This is a genomic window from Phycisphaeraceae bacterium (assembly GCA_019454185.1).
Classification (GTDB): domain Bacteria; phylum Planctomycetota; class Phycisphaerae; order Phycisphaerales; family UBA1924; genus JAHBWV01.
On record CP075368.1, the window covers coordinates 2,269,422 to 2,292,262 of the forward strand.

Annotated in this window: 14 protein-coding genes and 1 rRNA gene; 5 read left to right on the top strand and 10 right to left on the bottom strand. The window is 64.4% G+C overall.

Going from position 1 to position 22,841, the window contains the following annotated elements; genetic code table 11:
- The first annotated feature begins 8 nt into the window (after positions 1-8).
- Positions 9-1,493, top strand: a 16S ribosomal RNA gene (locus KF838_09735).
- A 365-nt stretch (positions 1,494-1,858) separates the two neighbouring features.
- On the opposite strand, the gene phoU is transcribed toward KF838_09735, so the two are convergent.
- Positions 1,859-2,581 (bottom strand): phosphate signaling complex protein PhoU, encoded by a 723-nt coding sequence (gene phoU, locus KF838_09740; GenBank protein QYK47063.1) that lies wholly within the window; start codon positions 2,579-2,581, stop codon positions 1,859-1,861.
- Between the two features lie 208 nt (positions 2,582-2,789).
- Here phoU and KF838_09745 point away from each other — a divergent pair, with 208 nt between their 5' ends.
- A complete protein-coding gene (locus KF838_09745) occupies positions 2,790-3,761 on the top strand; it encodes a methyltransferase domain-containing protein (protein ID QYK47064.1) in 972 nt (323 codons plus the stop codon).
- On the opposite strand, the gene mfd is transcribed toward KF838_09745, so the two are convergent.
- The 3 genes from mfd to KF838_09760 all read right to left on the bottom strand — a co-directional run bounded on the left by mfd (position 3,745) and on the right by KF838_09760 (position 9,485).
- Positions 3,745-7,215 (bottom strand): transcription-repair coupling factor, encoded by a 3,471-nt coding sequence (gene mfd / locus KF838_09750; protein QYK47065.1) that lies wholly within the window; start codon positions 7,213-7,215, stop codon positions 3,745-3,747. The two genes, KF838_09745 and mfd, sit on opposite strands and share 17 nt — an antisense overlap.
- A gap of 119 nt (positions 7,216-7,334) precedes the next feature.
- A complete protein-coding gene (locus KF838_09755) occupies positions 7,335-7,793 on the bottom strand; it encodes a helix-hairpin-helix domain-containing protein (GenBank protein ID QYK47066.1) in 459 nt (152 codons plus the stop codon).
- A 12-nt stretch (positions 7,794-7,805) separates the two neighbouring features.
- Positions 7,806-9,485 (bottom strand): endo-1,4-beta-xylanase, encoded by a 1,680-nt coding sequence (locus tag KF838_09760; GenBank protein QYK47067.1) that lies wholly within the window; start codon positions 9,483-9,485, stop codon positions 7,806-7,808.
- A gap of 180 nt (positions 9,486-9,665) precedes the next feature.
- On the opposite strand from KF838_09760, the gene KF838_09765 reads away from it, so the two are divergent.
- Positions 9,666-10,643, top strand: a complete 978-nt coding sequence (locus KF838_09765; GenBank protein ID QYK47068.1) for a phosphoribosylaminoimidazolesuccinocarboxamide synthase — start codon at positions 9,666-9,668, stop codon at positions 10,641-10,643.
- Positions 10,644-10,679: 36 nt separating this feature from the next.
- Here the strand turns inward: KF838_09765 and KF838_09770 are convergent, their stop codons facing one another.
- From KF838_09770 to KF838_09795, 6 genes are all read right to left on the bottom strand, one after another.
- Complete coding sequence (locus tag KF838_09770; protein QYK47069.1) at positions 10,680-12,650, bottom strand: hypothetical protein; 1,971 nt, start codon at positions 12,648-12,650, stop codon at positions 10,680-10,682.
- 47 nt (positions 12,651-12,697) lie between these two features.
- Positions 12,698-14,638, bottom strand: a complete 1,941-nt coding sequence (locus KF838_09775; protein ID QYK47070.1) for a hypothetical protein — start codon at positions 14,636-14,638, stop codon at positions 12,698-12,700.
- Complete coding sequence (locus KF838_09780; GenBank protein QYK47071.1) at positions 14,635-15,927, bottom strand: ABC transporter ATP-binding protein; 1,293 nt, start codon at positions 15,925-15,927, stop codon at positions 14,635-14,637. Before KF838_09780 ends, KF838_09775 begins: the two co-directional genes overlap by 4 nt.
- 41 nt (positions 15,928-15,968) lie before the next feature.
- A complete protein-coding gene (locus tag KF838_09785) occupies positions 15,969-17,387 on the bottom strand; it encodes a hypothetical protein (protein QYK47072.1) in 1,419 nt (472 codons plus the stop codon).
- Positions 17,384-18,412, bottom strand: a complete 1,029-nt coding sequence (locus tag KF838_09790) for a hypothetical protein (GenBank protein QYK47073.1) — start codon at positions 18,410-18,412, stop codon at positions 17,384-17,386. The genes KF838_09785 and KF838_09790 overlap by 4 nt, the downstream gene beginning before the upstream one ends.
- 72 nt (positions 18,413-18,484) lie before the next feature.
- On the bottom strand, positions 18,485-20,563 hold the full coding sequence (locus KF838_09795; GenBank protein ID QYK47074.1) for a hypothetical protein: 2,079 nt from the start codon (positions 20,561-20,563) through the stop codon (positions 18,485-18,487).
- Positions 20,564-20,934: 371 nt separating this feature from the next.
- Between KF838_09795 and KF838_09800 the strand changes: the two genes are divergently transcribed.
- Together KF838_09800 and KF838_09805 are read left to right on the top strand one after the other, a co-directional pair.
- The gene (locus KF838_09800; GenBank protein ID QYK47075.1) at positions 20,935-22,290 is read left to right on the top strand and encodes an ABC transporter permease subunit; all 1,356 of its coding nucleotides are present in this window, start codon (positions 20,935-20,937) and stop codon (positions 22,288-22,290) included.
- Positions 22,291-22,404: 114 nt separating this feature from the next.
- Positions 22,405-22,713 (top strand): hypothetical protein, encoded by a 309-nt coding sequence (locus KF838_09805; protein QYK47076.1) that lies wholly within the window; start codon positions 22,405-22,407, stop codon positions 22,711-22,713.
- Positions 22,714-22,841 lie beyond the last annotated feature (128 nt).

Consider the following 22,841-nt stretch of genomic DNA (forward strand, 5'->3'; position numbering starts at 1 on the left):
ATGGCATTCAAGTGAAGAGTTTGATCATGGCTCAGATTGAACGCTGGCGGCATGGCTAAAACATGCAAGTCGCACGAACCAGCAATGGTGAGTGGCGAAAGGGTCAGTAATACGATCGAACGTACCCCGAGGTGGAGGATAGGCATGGGAAACTGTGCGTAATACTCCATGTGATCTACGGAGGAAAGCCGCAAGGCGCCTTGGGAGCGGCGATCGTCCTATCAGGTAGTTGGTGAGGTAACGGCTCACCAAGCCGAAGACGGGTAGCAGGTGTGAGAGCACGACCTGCGACATCGGGACTGAGACACTGCCCGGACTCCTACGGGAGGCTGCAGTAACGAATCTTCCGCAATGGGCGAAAGCCTGACGGAGCAATGCCGCGTGCGGGATGAAGCGGCTTCGCCGTGTAAACCGCTGTCAGGAAGCAGAAACACTGATCGCTTCCAGAGGAAGGGGCGACTAACTCTGTGCCAGCAGTCGCGGTAATACAGAGGCCCCGAGCGTTAATCGGAATCACTGGGCTTAAAGGGTGCGCAGGCGGATCGGATAGTGCTTTGTGAAATCCCTCGGCTCAACCGGGGAACAGCAGGGCATACTACCGATCTTGAGACAGGTAGGGGTCGATGGAACCATGGGTGGAGCGGTGAAATGCGTAGATATCCATGGGAACGCCAATGGCGAAGGCAGTCGACTGGGCCTGTTCTGACGCTCAGGCACGAAAGCGTGGGGAGCAAACAGGATTAGATACCCTGGTAGTCCACGCCGTAAACGATGCACACTAGATCGGAGTCGCTCTGACGCGCCTCTGGTCGACGTAAAAACATTAAGTGTGCCGCCTGGGGAGTACGGTCGCAAGGCTAAAACTCAAATGAATTGACGGGGGCTCACACAAGCGGTGGAGCATGTTGCTTAATTCGAGGCAACGCGAAGAACCTTACCTGGGTTTGACATGCATGGATTAACTCCTGGAAACAGGAGCCACACCCTCTGGGTGGAACATGCACAGGTGCTGCATGGCTGTCGTCAGCTCGTGCTGTGAAGTGTCGGGTTAAGTCCTCTAACGAGCGCAACCCCTGTCGTTAGTTGCTCACGGGTAATGCCGAGCACTCTAGCGAGACTGCCGGTGTCAAACCGGAGGAAGGTGGGGATGACGTCAAGTCCTCATGGCCCTTACATCCAGGGATGCAAACGTGCTACAATGGCGCGTACAGAGCGAAGCAAGGCCGCAAGGCGGAGCAAATCGCAAAAAGCGCGCCCCAGTTCGGATTGCAGGCTGCAACTCGCCTGCATGAAGTCGGAATCGCTAGTAATCGGAGATCAGCTACGCTCCGGTGAATGAGTTCCTGAGCCTTGTACACACCGCCCGTCACGTCATGGGAGCCGGGAGTGCCCGAAGCCGCCATATTTCAGTGGTGTCTACGGCAAGACTGGTGACTGGGACGAAGTCGTAACAAGGTAGCCGTAGGAGAACCTGCGGCTGGATCACCTCCTTTCTAAGGGATTTCCTTGGACCTGCCTTGCCCCTCGCTCAAAGAGCGGCGGGATCGAAGAGCAATCTTCAGCAGGACAAGTCAGCACACTCTCGTTCGCCTCTGGCGAATATCCGCACGGTGACGTGCGAACAAGATCGACCGACTGACACGCACACGCAACACCCGGGCACTCGTGTCCGGGTGTTGTCATTTTTTCCATTCCACACCCACCGGAGTATGCGCACGTGCCGCACGGACACTCCGCAGGCGCGGCAATGCACGCCGCAGTCATTCGCCGCGTCGATTCACAACCATCTCACAACGTACCGTCCTGCCGATCCAACGAAGCACCCCGACCCGCAGGGTGGCGTCCCCTCAAGGTGACGTCACGGCGTCGGCCCCGCTGGCTTCAGACGCTTCGCGTGGCGAATGATCTGGCCCGTTCTCAGATACACAACATCCTCGGCGATCGCGGCCATCAGGTCGCCCACACGCTCGAGTTCACGACCGATCCGATAGACCAGAAGCCCGTTCGCCGACGAGTCCGAGGAGCCGTCCATCGTCTCGACGATCTCATCGAAGAGCCGCCTGTGGATCTCGTCGAGGATCTTGTCCCCGGCAACGATCTCCTTCGCCTTGTCGGTGTCCTCGTCCACAACCGCCCTGAGCAGCACATGGCACTGGGCCGGCACGCGATGGGCCAGCTCCTCAAGCGCCGTCGGCCAGCGAGGCGGACTATCGCCACGGAAGGCCAGGATGCTCTTGGCGATCGAACTGGCATGGTCCGCGACCCGCTCGATGTCCTGGTTCACCTTGAGCACAAACGCGATCATGCGGAAGTCCTTCGCCACCGGGTGCTGCATCGTCAGCAGCCGATAGCAGTCCGACTCGATCGCCACTTCCTCACGATCGACGCGCGTGTCCTTCGATCGGACAATCGCGGCCTCCTCGCGGTCGAGCGTCCAGAGCGCGTCGATGGCCCGTTCGAGCATCCCGACAGCAACGACCGCCTCTCGGACCAGTCGCCGACGGATCCGCTCGATCTGGCTGTCGAAATCCGTTCGCGGGTTGTGGCCGCCCGGCTCGGGAAGACTGGCTTCAAACTTCATGCGACGCTCCGATGCAAAGTGCCTGACCCCGCACGCGCCAGGATCAAGCCCGAATCGTGATGGTAGCGCAAAGATCACTCCCATCGCCAGGCACCGACGGCACGGTCCCCAGACTTTACCGAAGGTTCATAGAGATTCATCGCCACGATCTATCATTCTGGTGCACTCTCCACCCCGAAGGGCTCCCAGACGGCCTCGCCTCCGCACCATGAAGCAGCTCATCAGGAACATCATCGTTCGACTCTCGCGTCCCGCACTCGCGGCGACCACCGAAGCGATCGAGCGACAGACCGCGGCACTCAACGACCTGCGGAAGGACCTGAGCGTCGAGCATGGGCCTCCCCCACCATCGCTCCCCACCGGCCCGGCGATCTGGAAGGGGGGCCTTTCCGGCCGGGCCGAGCTGCCCGACGGCTCTCCCTCGCCCTCGCTGAGCCGAAAGTACCTCGAAGAGCTCCGCTTCTGGGTTCGCATCGCACGCGATCCCGAGCAGTTCCCCAGTTGGACAGGCACATTCCCCCACGTCTACGGCGGCTGGCAGCAGGATCGCAACGACGAGCTCGCCTCGTGGCTCGACATGACCCCCGACGCCTACGCCTCGTGGTGCCAGTCCACGCGGGCGGTCGAGATCGGCTCCGGACCCTACCCCTTCCTCGGGCGGAATCGCTGGAAATGGGCCGCGGCCGTCGATCCCCTCGCAAACGGCTACCAAGCCGAGGGGCTGGTGCCCACAGAGTGCGCCCACGTCGTCATGATCCCCGCGACGGGTGAGCACGTGCCCCTGGCGGACGCCTGCTGCGACCTCGTCGTCATCGAGAACTGCCTCGACCACGTGGACGACCCCGACGCCGTGCTCCGCGAGCTGCACCGATTGCTGCGCCCCGGCGGCCTCGTCTGGCTGCTTGTCGATCTCATGGAGTATCGCGACGAGATGCACCCAAACCCCTTCAGCGAGCAGCGGCTGAAGGACTGCGTCGCTGCCGCGGGTTTCACGACCGTCAAGATGCGGATCTCAAAGGAGAACGCCTCGCACCCGAAAGCCGAGGCCGAATGCCGGGCATTGCTCGTCCGCGACCACGCCGATGGCCCGCGGCGTCAACCCAAGCGATGGGGCTCAGAAGTGATCCCTGCGGTCGTACACACGCCGATCGGGGCGGGCTCGTCTACTTCGGCTTCCTGAGCGAGCCCCGCACAGGTGCCTTGGGCTTGGAAACCGCCGCAAACCCCTTCACCTTGACGGGCGGCTTCGCAGGCAGCCCCGCCGCAGCATCATCACTCGCTGCCTGCGTGGTCTCTCCGGCCGGTGCCGGACACAAGCGCTTACGAAGCACGGCAAGCAGCGTCTCCGGCTCCATATACGCGGGTGGCGGCCGGTAATACACCTCGGCGAGCGAATCGGTGGACTTCGGGGGCAGGGGCGTCACAGTCCCTTGAATCCCTTGGAGACGTAGCGCGAGCGTGCCCGGCTCCGGCGTCCTGAAGATCACATCCTTATCCCTGATCGTGAGCGTGCGCACGCCAAGCCCAGCGAGGGCGAGGCGCAGCGATGCAAGATCGAGAAGCCGCTCGACAGCCCTGGGCGGCTCGCCATATGCCGTGACCAGATCGCCCCGCACCTTGGTGAGTTCCGCGTGTGTCGCGACGGTCGCAACGCGTCGATAGATCTCAAGCCGCCTCTGGTCGGAGGGCACATACGGCTTGGGGATCACACCAGCGATGCCGATCTCGATCGAGGTCGCACTCACCGGCTCCGGCACCTTCTCGTTCTTGAGACGCTTCACGGCCTCGTCCAGCAGGCGGCAGTATGTGTCATACCCCACCGCCGCGATGTGGCCCGACTGCTCCGGCCCCAGCAGGTTGCCCGCGCCGCGGATCTCGAGGTCCCGCATCGCGATCTTGAACCCGGCCCCGAGCATCGAGTACTGCTCGATCGCCCGAAGCCGCTTCTGGGCCTTTTCCTTCACCGGACGATCGACCGGCAGCATCAGATAGCAGTACGCCCTGTGCTTGTACCGGCCGACGCGCCCTCGCAACTGGTGAAGATCCGCGAGCCCGAAGCGATCCGCATCGAGGATGACCATCGTGTTTGCGGTCGGGATATCGATGCCCGACTCGATGATCGTCGTGCTCACCAGGATGTCCGCCTCGCGGCGCATGAAGGTGAGCATCACCTCTTCCAGCTCGTGGGGCTGCATCTGCCCGTGCCCCACCACGATCCTCGCCTCAGGCACCAGCCGCCGGATGTCGTCCGCGACCGACCGGATGTTGTGCACCCGATTGTGCACGATGTAGACCTGGCCCTCACGCCCCAGTTCCCTCGCGATCGCCTGCGTGATACGACGCTCGTTGTACGGAATGACCTCGGTCACGATCGCCCTTCGATCCGCCGGGGGCGTCGTCAGACTGGAGATATCACGGATCCCGAGCATCGCCATGTGCAGCGTTCGCGGGATCGGTGTTGCCGAGAGCGAAAGCACATCGGCCGTCAGGCGCAGACGCAGCAGCCCCTCCTTGTGCTCCACGCCGAACCGCTGCTCCTCATCGACAACAACCAGCCCCAGATCCGAGAACGCAACGTCCTTGGAGAGCAGCCGATGCGTGCCGATGATGACATCGACCTGCCCCTTCCGCAGCGCATCAAGCGTTATCTTCTGCTCAGCATCGGTCTTGAACCGCGACAACGACTCCACGCGGAAGGGATACCCCGCGAACCTCGACTTGAACGTCCGCTCGTGCTGCTCGGCCAACACCGTCGTCGGCACGAGGATCGCCACCTGCTTGCCGAACTCACACGCCTTGAACGCCGCGCGGATCGCCAGCTCGGTCTTCCCAAATCCCACGTCGCCGCACACAAGACGATCCATCGGACGCTCGGACTGCATGTCGCGTTTGATCCCCGCCAGCGCGGCCAACTGATCCTCCGTCTCCTCGTACGGGAACTCCTCCTCGAACTCATGCTGCCACTGCGTGTCCGCCGGATACGCGATGCCCGGCATGTGCTCCCGTGCCGCACGCACACGCAGCAACTCCGCCGCCAGGTCCTTCACGGACTCCGCAACCCGCTCCTTCTGGGCCTTCCAGCGGCTGCCTCCGAGCGTCGAGAGCTTCGGCTTCCCGCCGAACCCGCCGATGTATCGCTGCACCAGATCGATCTGCGTCGCCGGCACGTGCAGCTTCGCCGAGCCGGCGAACTCCAGCGTCAGATACTCCTCGTGCTCTGTCGGCTGAAAGACATCCCGCCCCGGCAGTGCCCGGGGCTTCATCAATTTCAATCCCGCGTAGCGGGCGATGCCGTGCTCGGCATGCACCACGAAGTCGCCGGGCGCGAAATCCAGGAACGTGTCCATCGCGCGCGTCGAGCGCACTCGCCCGCCGGACCCTCGCCTCACGCCGAACCGATGGAGCAGCTCGTGGTAAGGAACCACAGCCAGACGAACGCCCGGATCATCTACGACAAATCCGCGATGGACGTATCCGGAATGAGGCCGTATCGCCGCTCCGGGTGCGTGCTGCTCGATCAACTCTCCGAGTCGCGACAGCTCTCCCTCGTTCTGACACGCGACGAGCACGCGCGTTCCATCCCGCGACATGCCCGCCAGTTCCGCCAGCCCCTGATCGACCTCGCGCGCCAAGGTCTGGAGTGGCGAGATCGGCAGCTCGACCCGCGCGTCCGCAGAGGCCGCGCCGGCCGAGAACTGGTTCACTTCCGCGACCGCGAACCGGCGCTCCAGCGATTTCAACACGGCGGGCGGCCCGAAGATGCCCTTGGAATCCGTCACGCGCTCGAAGTACCCACGCCCCTGCTCGACCACCTCCAGCGTCTCAGCGATGATCGCGACACACCGCTCGGGGAGCAGATCGAGGAACTGCATAGTCCCCTCGTCGGACCGGAGCGCATCCATCGACGCACACACAAGCTCGACCGACTCGATCGACCGATCCGAGCCCATGGTCTCCAGATCGACCTCTGTAATCCGCTCCAACTCATCTCCGAAGAAATCGAACCTGACGCCCCCCCCTGTCGCGCTCCCCCCACCCCCAATGCCACTCCCGCGTGCGCCGAGCGCGGGCACGAAGACGTCAACAATCCCGCCCCTGACCGCGTAATCACCCGGCTCCTCGATCGCGTCGACGCGCGAGTACCCCGCGCCCTCGAGCCAGTTCGCAAGCGCGTGAGGTCCGACACGATCCCCCCGCGACACCTGACGGATAAGACCGGGCAGAGACTCGGGTGTCGGCACCGCCTGCATCAGGCCCTGGATCGGGCACACAACAACGCACCCACGCTCGCCGAACGCAGGAGCATTCACGATCTCGCGCACCACGCTCAGCCGATCCGCGAGCAGGTCGATCGCCGCGCCCGACTCACCGGGCAGGGCCTGGAGCGGCACAAGCCGCATCGCCTCAACACCGGCCTCCGCCAGCTCGTCCGCCGCTTCATCGGCGTCGTCGGCATGCGCCACCACAAGCACAACCGGGCGTGAGAGCAGCCCCGCGATCGCGCCCGCAACATACGCGGTCGATGACCCCGCGCTGCCGATCGCCACCGAACGCCGCCCGCCGCCGAGCGCGTGCGCCAACCCCCGAACCGAGTCGAGAGACGCAAACGCCTCGATGAGTGTCCGTTCGGCCACGACCGCTCCGCGCATGGATTCGCCCCGCGGACGCAACGTGCGCCCGTGGTCAACCTTGCAAGCTTGCTGCATCGTATCGGCCCGCTCGGAGGGGGGTGACGTGTCGAGGTTCGAGATGATCAGTCGCCCGGCGGACGTTGGTCCGTGGGTCCCGGTGTGACCACCACCCGCTCGCGCAGCCGCTCCATCGTCCGAGGCCCGATCCCACGCACGCCCGAGAGCTCATCGACCGTGCGGAATCCGCCGATCTGCTCTCGGTATGCGACGATCCGAGCCGCAGTCGCGAGTCCAACGCCCGGCAACAACTCCAGTTGGGCGAGGTCGGCTCGATTCAAGTCAAGACGCCCGTCGACGATCGGTCCCGAGGCAGCACCCCGCGCGATCCGCTCCCCAACACCATCAGATTCGAGCACAGAGACCGCCTGCCCAACACCGGCCCACGCCGAGGTGCCGCGGCTCTGGCGCCAGGCCTGCCACGATGCAAATCCAACCAGAAAGAGCAGCACCGATGCGCCGAAGATCCGGGCCGCCCCGGTTGTCCAGCACCCGGTCTGTTCCGAGCGTTGGGCCGATTCCATCTCGTCTCATCCTCAGTCAAACGACATAGAACCCGGCGCCACTCTGCCATCGCGGAGCGACCGCCGAGTCTCCATCAGAGCCCGAGCCGCGGGCTTTGGCTCACCCGCAGAGTTCACCAACCCACCGTAAGGCATCTCGCGGGCCTTCCGCGTCCCGTCGGCCAGATCCTGCCACGCCACACTGTGCACAAACGGGCGCGACAGCGCGATCGTCGCGAACTTCCTGGCAAAGTCCGCCTGAGTTGTCGGGGACCACGGCGCCCTCCACCACCCCGCATCGCGGAACTGCTCCTCCCGTGACTCGTCCGTCAGCGGCTGGCTCGGCGCGCCCGTCGCCGTCACGAACACGGGCCTCTCGAGCATCGCATAACGATCGAGCATCAGCGCCAATGCCATCAGGTCCCGGGCGGAACCGCCCACGCCCGGCTGCCCCACCTGCACGCGAAGACCAACGCCGTCGATCGCCACGCCCGCCTGGTTCAGCAACTCGATATACGCCAGCGGCGGCACCGCCCTGCGGCTGTACGCGAGATACTCCCCGAAGGGCTGATTGATCTCGACAACGACCTTCGCCGCGGGATGCAGCTTCCGCGTCACAAGCACACAGATCCGCGTGAGTTCGAGCATCTGCTCGAGCGTCATGGGGAAGTGGCGGTTGATGTGCAAACCGGAGACGACAGTCCACCGCGTCACAGTGCGACGATACCGAGTCACGATCTGCCTGACATGCTCGGCCACGAGGTCGCGCAGCGTCTCGTAGTCATTCTCCCAGATGTACAGCCACTCGGGCACGATCCCGGGGCGGAAATCGATGAGCGGCCCGCCGACGACCGGCATCTTCGCCGCGCGGATCGCCCACTCGATCCATCGATCGGTCGCTGCGAACGCGTACTCCCCCTCCTCCGGCTCCATGTCGATCCACCGCATCGGCATGACCATAAAGTCCGCAACCGCCTGCGTCGTCTTCTGGAGCGACTCCGAGAACTGCGAGGGGTCCACCGCCACGCCCAGCATCGGCCTCGTCGGCAGCGTCACACCCAGCGTACCCGGCATCAGGATCGACGCGCTCGCGGGGGGCGTCTCCTGATGTACGGCCTTGTAGACGTCGACCGCCTGCGCGTAACGCTCACCCGTCACTCGTTTGGGCAACTCGCGTTCGGCGTGCGCGAGCGCCAGACGCTCCGAAGCATCCACCGCGAGCCCCAGGGCCTCTCGAGAAAGCCGGTCCGCCTCGGCAGACATCGTCACCTTCGTCCGGTCGGATGGATCGTCATGCTTCTGCGCCACAAGCGCGGCCGTGAACCTCCGACGTGCCGCCTCAAACTGCTGCAGGATCGGATCGGTCGACGCAAGGTCGAACATCCCCCAGTCTTCAAGCCGGTTCAGAAACTGCATGATCTGCCGGCGCGCAAGCTCCAACGAGAGCAGATACGGATCCTTCCGCGGCCTGAGCAGGCACGTCTCAAGCGTGAGCATCCCCAAGGGGCGAGGCCCCGATTCCCCAGGCAACTCCACCGGGAACTGGATCATCAGCCCGCACGACTCCGGCGTCTGCCGCTCCGCGACAATCCGCCCATCCTCGAATCGAATGTCACCATTGCAGGGAACATCGCCCGCCAGGAAGAGGCAGACGTGCTTCAGCGCCCACGTACTGGCCGGCGCATCGCCCTCAAAGACTGCGAACGTCAGCATCGGCCCTTCCAACCTCCGGTCGGCCCTCTGCCGACTCTGCCTCGACACCCGGACACCCGGGAGCCACTCAACCGGCGCTCCACGCGGCCCGGCCTCCCCCCACCGTTCCGGGCATCGTAGCGTCCGCGATGCGTGCCGATCGGCTTCCGACCTCGATTGTCACGCTTACGATCCCGGCCCATGCCGACCTCAGAAAGATCGTTGGGAAACGAGCAGCCCCTCTTTGAATCTCGCCTGAGACTCGCTTCCCGACGCCAGGGAAAGGTGCGTGACGTCTATCGCATCCCCGGGTCCGGGCGAGACCCGGCGCGCGTGCTGATGGTCGCCTCGGACCGCCTCTCGGCGTTCGATGTCGTCCTGCCGACGCCCATCCCCGGCAAGGGGCGACTCTTGTCTGAGATGGCCGGCTTCTGGCTCCGCTTCATCGAGTCCAAAGGCCTGGCAAGAACCCACCTTCTCTCCACCGATCCGGCCGACATTCCCGATGAGGCGTTCGGCTCTGATACAACCCAGAGAGACCAACTGGCCGGGCGCATCACCATCGGGAGGTTGTGCCGCGTCATACCCGTCGAGTGCGTCGTCCGCGGCTACATCGAGGGCTCCGGCCTGAAGGACTATCAGGCAACTGGTGCGATCTGTGGCATCAACCTCCCGCCGGGGCTCCGCCAGTGCGAGCGACTCCCCTCGCCGATCTTCACCCCCGCAACCAAGGAAGAGCAGGGCAAACACGACGAGAACATCTCCTTCGAGCAGGCCTCGATGATTGTCGGTCACGTCATGATGGAACGCCTCCGCGAAACGTCGCTCGCGATCTACGCCGCGGCATCCGCCCACGCACTCTCACGCGGCATCATCATCGCGGATACCAAGTTCGAGTTCGGCATCCCGATCGACGAACACGGGAACGACATCGGGCGCGAACCGATCGTGATCGACGAGGCCCTGACCCCCGACAGCTCGCGGTTCTGGCCCGCCGACCGCTACGAACCGGGCCGCCCGCAGCCGAGTTTCGACAAGCAGTTCGTCCGCGAGTATCTCGAGACGCTCGTCGCCTCCGGCTCGTGGAACAAGCAGGCACCCGGCCCCGCACTCCCGCCCGAGATCGTCGAAGGCACGCTCGAACGGTACCGCGAGGCCCGTGACCGGCTTCTCGGCTGAACGACAAAGCTCAAACCGCACCTCGAACAGATCCGCTTACTTCGGAGAGACGTTCCTCTCGGCCGTGCGCCGGCGCTCCTCGAGTTCCCGCGCCAGCGTCGTGCGGAACGATGCCATGTTCGACGGCTCGGGGAAGATGCTGTCGAACGCACGCCCGCCGTTGCGGACCTCGGCGTCAAGGGCCTCTCGGAATCGCCTCGTGAAGGCGTCATACGCGTAGCGACGCAGGTCCTCGGGCGCGTTGTCGTAGACCGTCTCCGCGTCGTCGAGCGAGAGCTGCCCGACGAGATTCGCAAATCGCAGACCGGCAACGATCCCGAAGTCGCGGTCGAGCATCTCAAGGCGTCCGTAGACATTCCCCGTCGGCGTCATACGCAACTGCTCTTGCAGGAAGTACCTGTGGAACCGCTTCGCATACTCGAACTGTGAGCGGAAGAGCTCGCCGTCGCCCGCCAGAAGCCCGCTCGTGTACGCGCCGTCCAGCGCGCCGTACACCTCGGCAATCGCAACACTCGGCGACTTGAAACGATCGGTCAGCTCCTTCTCGACAAACTCGTCCAATGGCATCGAGAACAGCTCGATTCGCTCGGGATCGTGCATGTTCGCACCCTCCCAGTTCGCCGCGATCCGATACCACTTCTCCGCCTCGCGACGCTGCCCGCGCCGATAGAAGAAGCAGACCGCGTCCTTGAGGAAATTCTCGTACCCCGCCGCGATCACGCGATACGGCCGCTTCGCCGTCCTCTCATACGGATTGCGATCCAGCAACTCCCCGCTCGTCACCAACTGGTGGTACGGCTCGATGAAGTGCGGATTCGGCACGGAGATGTACGTCGCGAACTGGCCCGCCTCCCACTCCAGATAATCAAAGTACAGCTCGCCCGTGCGGTAGAGCTCCTGCAGGGACTGCATCACCACGCGGTCCGTGTTGATGAAGTCGTAGTCCCGCATCGTCTCCTCGGTTGCGCGGCTCAGCCCCTGCTCTACCCCGCGTGCGGACCAGTACAGACCGTGCGCGCAAGGGTGCCGCCAGTCGATCGGTCCGTACTTCTGCGTGAACCGGACCATCCGGTCCGGCTCCATCTTGTAGACGTCGATGAGCACGCGTCGGCGCAGCTGCGCGACGTACTTCTGCCACGCCTCCGCCCGGCTGGTGTCGGAGAGAAGGTCCGCGAATGCCGCACTCCGAGCACCCATCTGGCTCCGGATGATCTCGCGCTGCCCGGATCGCTCGAGCGCCTGGTGCAGCGCGTATCGACGGAGCAACTCGGCGTCCGTCCACGCCCCGGCGACGTGCGCCTGCACCGCCTGGACCAGCGATGCCACCGCAGGATCGCTCTTCACGAGCACATCAAGCGAATCGGGCGCCTCGACGATCGGACGAAGCCACTCGACATACTTCGCAATAGCCGCCTCGCGCGAGCGATCCGAAGGATCCGCCCGTGGGGGCTCGCCGAGCACCGCGGTCCACTCCGCGGCGAGTGCCCGCTTGTAGTGGTTGTTCGCGTCGTCGGTGTATCCCTGGATCTTGTGCAGGTAGATCCAACCCAGCTCCTTGTGGAGGAGCATCGCGTTCGGATTCGCTGGAATCCCCTTGTCGCGCAGGAGCTGGATCCCGGCCTGCACCCACTGCCAACGCTCGTCGGCCGTGCTCGTCGTCACCGAGATGTTGTACGCCATGTTCCAGGCATGGAACGCCCACACCGCCGGGAAACGTGGCTGAAGCCGCGTGATCGCGCCCGAGAGTTCGATCGCCTCGTAGTAACGTCCCGCCTCCTTGAGCGAGTTCGCGCGGATCCACAGCATGTTCACGAACAACCCGCGGAAGGCACCCATCGCGATGCCGAGCGCGACCTCGGGCGGGTCACCATCTTCGGCTCGCTCGGTGTACGCCAACTGGTTACGACCGACAGAGGCCGTCAGCTCCATCGACAGCGCGCCGGAAACGACAAGACAGACCAGCATCACCCCCGCCGCGATGCACTGGATGATTCGATCTCTTGACATCCCGGAACTCCTCGATCATGCGTCTGGCCACCGACGCCGCCCACCACTTACTGGCCCGAGTACGTCGCGAGTTCGCGCCGCCTGAAGATCAGCACGGAGATCCCGTACAGCGCGAGCGTCCAGACGGTGAGCACGAACACCCCGCCGATCATCGAAGTGAACGAGAGCAACCGGCCATCCACGAGGCGCGTCGTCGGCTTGAGCTCCGCGTAGATCGCAAAGACCCGCTGGACGCCCGTCGCGATCCACGTCGCGACCGTCTGGAGGTAGAGCGTGTTCCCCTTCACGTCCGTCGTCCCGTAGCTGTCGAGCGCTTCCTTCAGGTATCCGGCACCCTCGGCCATGAAGAACGTTCCCATCGCGACGATGCACGCCACCGGGAAACTCACGAACGTCGACGCGCAGATCGTCAGCATCGACAGAAACGCGATCTTCACCATCAGCACGAGCATCACGCGCACGAAGTTCGAGCGATAGCTCCCGACAGAGTACGAGATCTCCAGGCCGTCCCGCGGGAAGCTGATCGTGTTCGGGTTCATATACCCGGTCTCACCATCGGCGTTGAGCACGATGAGTTCCAGCGTCCCGTCCGGCGTGATCGCGTTCGAAGTAAGCGAGACAGTGTGCCACGTCCCCAGCCCGGACTCTCTCACGATCTGCCCCGTCTGGTTGACGACGAACGTGATGCGCGCCGTCTGATCGGGTCGGTTCGATCCCATGTCGACGCGGTACCGGAGCGTCAGCGCCGCGCCACGCGACCGAGCGCGGTCCAGCCCCTCGAACCTATACGTCTCCCAACGCCCCGGCTCGATCGCGCGATACGCGTCGAGAAGACTCTTGTAGAGATCGCTCTCAACCTGATCGCGACGCTCGGGATCTTTCGCAAAGTCCGGCTCGCGCACTCGCTCGTTGTCGATATAGGTCTGCACCGCCCGCTGGAAGTCCGGATCGGACCTGCTCACCGGCATCGTCGGACCGATCGCGATCCTCGCCGCAAGAACCTGGGTCTCCAGCACCAGCCGGTCCTCGCTGATCACATCACCGCCGGATGCCACATAGGGCGCATCCTCGCCTCGCGCGGGCTGAGAGCGAAGATACTCGGTGAACAGAAAGATCGTTGTGCCGCACACGGACATCAGCACCACGCCCAGCGTCACGACGCCCAGCCACTTCCCGAGGATGTACTGCCACGCCGCGACCGGCTTCGTCACCGTCTGCCAGATCACCTTGTCGCGCTGCTCCCCGGTCACCGTCGATGCCGAGAAGAAGAGCGTCAGCAACGCCACAACCCAGAACGATCCGCCCGTCGCGTACTGAAGAAACGCCTGGACGCGGTACCGCAGCGGCTGGTTCTCATTCAACAACAGCGGCAGCGTGGCCAGCAGCAGCAAGAGCAGCACGATGAAGATCAGCGAGACCTTCATCCTCACCGCTTCGGCCAGCACGTTCCTCGCGATCGCCAGCACCGGGCCCGGACCCGAGAGCACGATCCGCGCGCCCTGCATCAACGCCGTGAAGCTCGCGGCCAGAACCGTCAACCCGATCGTCAGCTGCGCCAGATCGGGCATCCCCAGGAATCGCTGCAACGGCCATGCGATCAGAACCGCCGCCGCTCCCAGCCCGAGGTACGTCAGCCCGAGCCCGAGCCAGATGATCACGATCGCAAGCCCTGTCGCCGACGCCGCCCCGACCGCGACACCCGTCACCACCGATCCGCCCCGGAGCACGCGCTCAACCGCGCGCAGCCCCGTGTCTACCACGCTCGCATCGCCGCGCGGCCCGTCCGGATCCGCGCCCCTCTGCTCCGAAGCCCGCTGCTCCAGCATCGCGATCTGCTCGGCGATCTCCGAGCCGGGCGCGTTCCGCGCGATCATGTACGTCACGAAGAGCGCGACCGCGACCCCGACCACGCACAACGACGCGACCACCTTGAACACCCGGGATTTCTGCAGCGTGTCCGCACGCCTCAAGAAGTCGCGGATGCTCACGTTGACCGCCTCCGATTCTCGTCGTCATCCTCGTCATACGCCGAGAGCAGCGAATCGATCACCGAACTGTCCACGTTCGCGTCAGGGGCAGGTGCCTCTGCGCGGGCGTCACGAACCACCGGCTCGACCGCCGGCTCAGACCCCTCCGGCGGCTTCGCGCCGTGCCGGCTGACCAGTTGCTCGATCACGCCCCCATCCGGGCCGTGCTCTTGGCCCGTCGCGACACCCCGGGCCGGCTCCTCCACGATCGAGGCCGCGGGCTGCTCATCGCCCGCGCCGGAGACCAGCCGATCAATGAGCCCGCCATCATCATCGCCGCGCAGGAACGCCGCGGTCTGTCCGCCGTGCGTCGCGCCGCTCGTGCCCAATCGCTCCTGCTGCGCACGCGCGACGATGTCGAGGAAGAGCTCCTCGAGTCGCTGGCGCGGCTTCGCGACTCTGATCACCCCGCTGCCCGAACGCCGACGCAGCATCGTGTCGATCTCGGAGACCGTCGCGTCATCCAGCGGCTCTGACTCGATCGTCATCCGATCCGTCGCCGAGAGCAGCGAGTCGCAGGTGCCCTCGGCACGGATCTTCCCGCCGTACAGGATCACCATCCGGTCCACACAGTCCTCGACATCGGCCAGAAGATGGCTGGAGAGCAGCACGGTCTTGCCGCGCCTTCCCAGCTCGATGATCAAATCCTTGACCTGCCTCGTTCCGATCGGATCAAGCCCGGTCGTCGGCTCGTCAAGGATGAGAAAGTCGGGGTCGTTGATCAGGGCCTGCGCGATGCCGATACGGCGCTGCATGCCCTTCGAATACTCACGCACCTGGCGGAACTGCGCGCCCGAGAGGCCGACCATGTCCAGCAACTCGTCGATGCGCCGCACCCGCGCCCTGCGCTCGATGCTGAACAGCCGCCCGTAGTAATCGAGCGTCTCCCGCGCGTTCAGGAACGGATAGAGGTACGACTCTTCCGGCAGGTAGCCGATCCGGCGCTTGGTCTCGACATCGGTCGGCGGCCGGCCGAGCACCGCGAGCCGACCCGAGGTGGGGCGCAGCAGCCCCAGCATCAGTTTGATCGTCGTGCTCTTCCCCGAACCGTTCGGACCCAGAAGCCCGAAGATCTCGTGCGGCCGGATCTCGAATGAGATCGAGTCCACCGCGCGGGCACGATCCCGCATCCAGAAGTCCTTGAAGATCTTCGTCAGGCCCTGGCACGCGACGACAACGGGAGCGTTCTCGCCCCGCCCGCCGGCTCTCGCGCCGCCCGCTTCAGCCCCAATGGCCGTGCCGATCGCCATGCTTCGCTCCACAACGGACCCGAACGCCCGCTTCCAATCCGTCACGTCGTCGGACGAACACCGGTCTCCGTGCGATACTTGTCGCGCTGCTGCTGCAACCTGCGCTGCTCCGCCGCTCGCTCCGTCGAGGTACGCTTGTACGCGCGGTCCAGGTCCTTGATGATCTGCGGGTCCTGGTTGATGATGAGCTCCACGCCCCGCGCGCCCGACGGCAGAACCAGCGTCTGCACCATGTCCCGCGACTGCAGACTCGTGTAAGCGTCCAGCCACGCCTGACGCAGCGTCAGATCCGGATTCTGCGCAAACTGGTCGGCCCGCGCCTTGAACATCGAGTACTCCGCGCGACGCGCGCTGACCTCGCGCGACGCGTACAGACGCGCCTCGCTCATGATCGCGCTCACCTCGCCCGCGATCCGATACTGACGCATCTCGCCGTCAACCTCGACCGGCTCGCCGTCGAGCACGGCGTGGATCTTCGAGAGAATCCGATCCGCCTCCGCAGCGTCGCCCGTGCTGAGCGCCACCTCGTAAGACGTGATCATCCCGAGCAGGGGCACCGCCGCCTCACCCGCCATCGCGCTCAGCGTCTCCGAGGCCTGCCCTTCAGCGTCCGCTCGCTCCTTGGCGGACTTCGACGCCGCCGACTCAACCTCGATGAAGTTCGGCCTGACACGCAGCGGCGGCACCTTGTCATCGAGATACAGCCGCTCGATCTCGATCCCCAGCCCCATATCGTCGATCATCGACTGCGCGAGCTCCTTCGCCATCGATGCGACCGAGCCCTGATCGTCGGAAGACTGCTTCAGCAGACGCTCGATCGGCGTCTGCGCAACCGCATGGATCACCCCTCGCGAGATGATCGAACGCAGCATCCGATCTTCCTGCTCCGGGTGGACGTTCTCCGCCCACTTCAGCGCATCGGCGCGCCGATACGTCGCCCGCCACCTCGTGTGGGCGATATTGCTGTCACCCGTGATCAACGAGCCATCGATCCCCGGCCTCAGCACGTTCGTCGCCGGCAGCCGATCGATCGGAAGATCGCGGCTCTTCTCCTGCACATAAGGCCAGAACTCCGAGTCAAGGAGCATCGGCCTCCCCGCTCGCTGCACCTTCACCATGTCGCCGAACGGATACGGCGCGCTCGGCTGGAAGCCCGGCGGCAATTCTCCGCCGGATGCCCGCCCGAAGAGCAGGCGGATCCCCACCTCGCCCTCACGCACAGACCGGAACCCCGACAGCAGGAACAACGCGGCAATCACCACCATCGCGCCCTGCAACAGATGGAACGTGATGCGCAGCGCCTCGGCCAGCGATTGATTCGCCGGATCCATCAGCGCGTTCGTCGATGCGGCCCCATCCTCACCATCGCGACGCAGCGTGACGGATGCCGCCCGCCGCGAGGATGTCGGCACACCAGCATCCGAAACCGGCCCGAGGCCCTCTGGAAGCTGATCGCTCATCGTGACTCTCCCGCTGAGCTCACCGGCTCGGAGGCCTGCTCCTCGACCACGGCCCTCAGCCACTCGGGGCTGAATCCGGACGAAGGAATCTCGCCCCGCTTGAGGCCGTTGAAGAGGTCAGGACGGAAGACATCGAACCCCGGCATCGTGGTCGGGAACACAAGCGTGATGCGCCGGCTCATCACCGTCGCCATGAACTCCATGTTCCGAAGGAATGTCGCAAGCTCCGGGTACTGGCTCATCATCCCGAGATACCGAGCGCCCTCGATATCGCCCTGCGTGCGGATCTCCTCGGCTCGCGCGCTCGCGAACGCGCGGATGGTTTCCGCCTGGGCCCGCGCCGAGCTGCGAATCGCCTCCGCAGAGCTGAAGCCCTGCGCCTCGATCTCCTTCACCAGACGATCCCGGTCCGCCGCCATGCGATCAAAGACCGCCGTCGTGGTCTCCTCAGGGAGCACCACGCGATTGATGCCGACCGCCTCGACCGAGATGCCGGCGCTCGCCAGCGACTGACCGCCCGATCCCGTCCCCGTCATCGTCGCCAGCACGCGCGACTCAAGCTCGGGAAGCTTCGAGCGCCCCTCGCTCGTGAACAACTCCTCCATCCGGTAGCGGCTCGTCTCCGACAGCCCGCTCCGCAGGGCCGAACGCAGGATCTCCTCGGCGCGCCGGTAGTGGTCCGCCTCACGCTCGCCCGCGTTCGAGAATCTCTGGAAGAACGCCAGAGGATCACGGACCCTCCACGTCACGAACGCCTCGACCACGATCTGCCGGTCGTCGGCCGTCTGCTGCGTCTCGCTCCGCGTCTGCATGAACCGCACGCGCGTGTCATACTTCGTCACGGACTGGATCGGGTACGGCGCCTTGAAGTGAAGCCCCGGACTCGTGATCGTAGAGTTCTCGCCCGCCTCGCCGAAGGTGGTCACAACCGCCACCTCCGTGAAACGCAGCGAATACGTCACCATCCGCGACACAAGCGCGACCAAGACGACAGCCGCAACGACGATCATCAACTGAACCTTCACCTTCGGCTCCTGTCTGCCGCGCCGGCCGACCTCGTCCGACGCCGCGAATCGTTCAACACACTCCCGCCACGATCAATCCTCAGAGTCCGCCCTGTCACGAGGATCGAACACGTCAACACCCGTGTCCTTGTCCTCCAACTGCATCCTCGCAACAACGTCCGGAGACGTGATGTACGTCCGTGCGTCCAGCATCGCACGCTTCAACGCATCAAAGTACAAACCCGCCTGATAAATCGACGGAGCAGCGGCATACGCCACCGACTGCCCCGTGTACCGCGCCGCACGCCCACGCTCGGCCATGTGCTTCGTCCAGCGTGCGGCCCTTGCCTCGTGGATCGAGGCGGCCGCGCTCCCGCCGGCACGATCGAGCAGCCGCTCGATCTCCGCTTCCTGCAGCGCAATCTCCTCGGGCTTGGCTCCTGCACGCCTCATGCGATCAAGCTGGTCGAGAGCCGCAGTGATCGCGTCGGCAAGCTCAACCCCGCCGACAACCTGCGTCAGCACCTGGATCGCCTCCGCACGCGCAGAATCCATACGCGTCAGCATCCGCTGCTCGGCCTTGACGACGCCCTCGTAGTTCGCCGCCACACGCCGAGGCGGGTGCACACCCTCGATACCGACGAACGTCACCTCGACCCCCGCATCCATCGCCTTGAACGCGTCCATGATCTCAACACGAAGCGACTCAGAAATCTCCACCCTGCGCGGTCCGAGCAAATCCTCGAGCGCCATCCCCGCCAGATACCTCATCGCCTCACGCTGACCGACCGCCTTGAGCAGCTGCTCACGGGTCTCGGGGGTCGCAAAGCGGTCGAACTTCTCTACGTCGGAGATCACGTAATGCATGGGCATCTCGGCCGCGATGATCGCCACATCCCGGCTCTCCGAGGCCCCGGCGCGGGGCGAGGCCTGCACGATCGTGTAAATCTCTTCAACCGCGTGGTCGTTGGTCCAAAGGATCGGACCCTCTCCGCCAGGAGGAGGCGTGCCGAGATTGATCACTCGCGTGCCGGTTGTCGTACGCCCCCGCGCGATCACCTTGCCGTCGGGTCCACGCTCCTCATAGATCGGAATCTCAACCCGATCGATCGGCCACGGCAACTTGAAGTGGATCCCCGGCCCGACGTCCGCCCTCGCGACACTCCCGAAACGGAGCACCATCCCGCGCTGATGGGGCTGCAGCACCACAACAGCCGACAAGCCCCACACGATCAACGCCGTCAGCACGATCAAACGCCAGAACGAGCGGCTCAGCAGCTGGTAGAACCAGCCGCGCTGAACGTTGAAACCAAGCTGATAATCGAGCGCCTCACCGATCGATCGCACCACGCGATCAGGAGCCGCCACAAAGCGAAGCGTCAGCGAGTCGAGCGCAAGCCGGGGCGGCTCTCCCGCACGCCTCGGCCTATACAACTCGAGCAGGAACGACACACCCGCCTCGGCCCCGAAGAAAATCATCGCGATCGGAAACGCCAGAACCAGAAGACGCAGACCCGTGTCAGGACCCGCCTTGTCCACAAACAACCCGATCGCGATCGCAAGACCCGAGAGTGCGGCACACACCGCGTACGCCGCACCCGCCCTCAAGTAGGCCCAGGCCGGCTGCTTCGCCATGCCCGAGACGAATCGCGCAAAGATGAACCCCACAAACGCCACGCCGAGCCCGATCGCCGTGCCCCAGCCCGCCAGCTTCGACAGAGGAGAAGCCGCAGGATCTGCAACTCTCGCGACCCTCTCCATGAAGCTGTCGATGCCCGCGAATCTCCACAACCCGAGGCCGACCAGCAACAGCGCGATGATCAAACACCACGCCGGCATCACAACCCGGAGCACCATCGCCAGACGCTTCGACGCGACGCGAAGGTCCGCCGCAGACTCCTGGAAAACGCTCGACGCTCCAGCACCAGATTGCTCGAACTGCTCGGCCTCGATCGCCTCGATCCGCTCCCGAACGTGCTGGTCATAGACCACGATCAGGAAAAGCCAGACCGGGATGCCGAGCGCGACAAGCAGAGCCGCAGACAAGCCGAAGTGGTTGCCCGACAACCCGCCGTAGACCGCAAGAGTCACCGCCATGAATGTCTGAAGCACAATGCCTAAGACACTGACGTTCCTTGCCTTGCGATAAGAGAGGTAATCCGCTCTGCTCATGGACGCCTCACAATGACAGAGAAAGCGGGGAGCGAGGACGACATCATCCGCCCGACAACGCTCCGACGCCCTCTGGAAGGGGGTCTATTCTGGCAGTACGCACACGGGGTGTCCACCCCAATCCATCCCCGAGCTCGAACTTGGTGCCGCTTCTTGGCCGTCTCAGTCCGGACCGAGACCACGGCGCGCACCTTCTGCGCTTGGCATCCCCCTCCAGGGGCACAATGGCGCGAACCCGCGTGCACGGTTTGAAGTACGACGCTCGATTCCCTATGTTCGACTCCCCTCGCAGACAATCTCGGAAGACCCCGCCAGCCCAAATCAACCACCCAGCAGCCAGACCCCGCGAGTTCTGACGAATACCGAACACCATGATCGCCTCAGTCCCCATCATCGCGCGGAACGCCTTCGTCGAGAGCATCCGCCAACCGATCTTCCTCATCATCGTGCTCGGCGTCGGCATCCTCGAGATGCTCAACGTCTGGAGTGCGGCCTATTCCATGGGCTATTCCGATACCGCCGAGGTCTCCGGCGACAACAAGGTCATGCTCGACATCGGCCTCTCCACGATCTTTGTCGCCGGCATGCTCCTCGCCGCGTTCACGGCAACCGCTGTCATCTCGAAGGAAATCGACGCCAAAACCGTCCTCACGGTCGTCAGCAAGCCGGTCCCGAGGGTCTCCGTCATCATCGGCAAGTTCCTCGGCGTTGCCGCTGCCATCACGCTCGCGACCGCCTGCATGGTCATCTTCCTGCTGCTCTGCGTGCGGCACGGTGTGATGTCAACCGTGGCCGAAAAACTCGATCAACCCGTCCTCACATTCACGCTCAGCGCGGTCTTCCTGTCCCTCGCGATCGGTGCGATCTGCAACTTCCTCTACGGGTGGTCCTTCCCCCAAACCTCTTTCCTGGTCCTGACCCCCGCACTCGTTGTGGCGTACATCGCCGTGCTCTTCGTCAGCAAGACATGGGAGTTCCAGCCCCCCACAAAGGACTTCAAACCTCAGGTCACCCTCGCCTGTGCCGCCATGCTCTTCGCGGTGCTCGTGCTCACCTCGGTCGCAGTCGCAGCATCCACACGGCTCGGACAAGTCATGACCATCGCCGCCTGCGCCAGCGTCTTTCTCTTCGGTCTTCTCGCCAACCACCTGATCGGCCGCCACGCCTTCAGGAACGAACCCGTCGCCCGCATCGCATCCGCATTCTCGGCGACCCCCTCAGAAGATGACTTCACCAAGCCCGGCGACACCTACAACCTCACGCTCGACACGCCACCTATACGCCAGATCAAGCCCGGCGATTCCATCTATTACGGCGACAACCCCAACGGCTTCCGGCTCGCTGTTGGCGTCTCGCAACCCTTCGAAGGCGACCCCACTTCGCGAGCCGACGCCACCAGCCCCCGCGCCAACCCCGGCATCATCCTGGTCTCTGTCGAGAACAGCATCATGACCATCCGCCACGCGGGACGAACCCCATTGCGGGTGGACAGGCCCCCACGAGTCAACGATTTCATCTTCCTCAAGCCCACCGAAACCAACCCGGTTGCCGTCGCCGCTTGGGCCGTCGTCCCGAACATGCACTCATTCTGGCTTCTGGATGCCATCACCCAGAACCACAAGATCCCCGCGCGTCATGTCGGGCTCATCGCCTTGTATTCCCTGACGCAGATCGGCACCATGCTGGCCCTCGCAACGCTGCTCTTCCAGCGTCGAGACGTCGGATAACCCAACCTCCACCGCATTCCCCGCCCTGTGTGGAATAGTTGTCGAATCCGCCCTCAGTCTGGTATAATCCACTCTGCTACAAGCGCCTCGGCGCGCATCAACAGGGGTTTACGCATGTCGCAGGGCAGGTCCTCACTTCTCTCAGGCACAGGATTGGAAGAGTCCGCTTCCTCAAAGGGTGGCAAGGCCCCCAAGGGATCTGGCGGCGGCCTCGACGGTGCCGGAATGGTGAAGCTCGCAATCGGCGGCGTCGCACTCGTCGCCGGCGTCTTCCTCATCCTCCGCAGTCTCGGCGTCTTTGAGCCGAATCAATACGGCCCGGCAATCCCCGAGGCACAAGCCCAGCAGATCGAGGAAGAGCGTAAGGCCGAGGAAAAGAAGTTCCTCGAACTCAACAAGAACGTCCAGATCGGTGGCGCATAAAAGCCCTGTCCGAATCGCTCACCATCACACCCATTCCATGCACCCGAGCAGCCGCCACGTGCGGCTGCGTTTGTTAGAGCGGTTGAAGTTCAGGCGTAGCGGCTGGAGCGTCGGCGAGACAAGCGTGG

What these genes read in the sequence shown, in the direction of transcription:
- KF838_09800 (QYK47075.1), top strand. Translation starts at nt 20,935, where the DNA reads ATGATCGCCTCAGTCCCCATCATCGCGCGGAACGCCTTCGTCGAGAGC.
- KF838_09760 (QYK47067.1), bottom strand. Translation starts at nt 9,485, where the DNA reads ATGCTGACGTTCGCAGTCTTTGAGGGCGATGCGCCGGCCAGTACGTGG.
- KF838_09795 (QYK47074.1), bottom strand. Translation starts at nt 20,563, where the DNA reads ATGAGCAGAGCGGATTACCTCTCTTATCGCAAGGCAAGGAACGTCAGT.
- phoU (QYK47063.1), bottom strand. Translation starts at nt 2,581, where the DNA reads ATGAAGTTTGAAGCCAGTCTTCCCGAGCCGGGCGGCCACAACCCGCGA.
- KF838_09755 (QYK47066.1), bottom strand. Translation starts at nt 7,793, where the DNA reads ATGGAATCGGCCCAACGCTCGGAACAGACCGGGTGCTGGACAACCGGG.
- KF838_09745 (QYK47064.1), top strand. Translation starts at nt 2,790, where the DNA reads ATGAAGCAGCTCATCAGGAACATCATCGTTCGACTCTCGCGTCCCGCA.
- KF838_09765 (QYK47068.1), top strand. Translation starts at nt 9,666, where the DNA reads ATGCCGACCTCAGAAAGATCGTTGGGAAACGAGCAGCCCCTCTTTGAA.
- KF838_09770 (QYK47069.1), bottom strand. Translation starts at nt 12,650, where the DNA reads ATGTCAAGAGATCGAATCATCCAGTGCATCGCGGCGGGGGTGATGCTG.
- KF838_09780 (QYK47071.1), bottom strand. Translation starts at nt 15,927, where the DNA reads ATGGCGATCGGCACGGCCATTGGGGCTGAAGCGGGCGGCGCGAGAGCC.
- KF838_09805 (QYK47076.1), top strand. Translation starts at nt 22,405, where the DNA reads ATGTCGCAGGGCAGGTCCTCACTTCTCTCAGGCACAGGATTGGAAGAG.
- KF838_09785 (QYK47072.1), bottom strand. Translation starts at nt 17,387, where the DNA reads ATGAGCGATCAGCTTCCAGAGGGCCTCGGGCCGGTTTCGGATGCTGGT.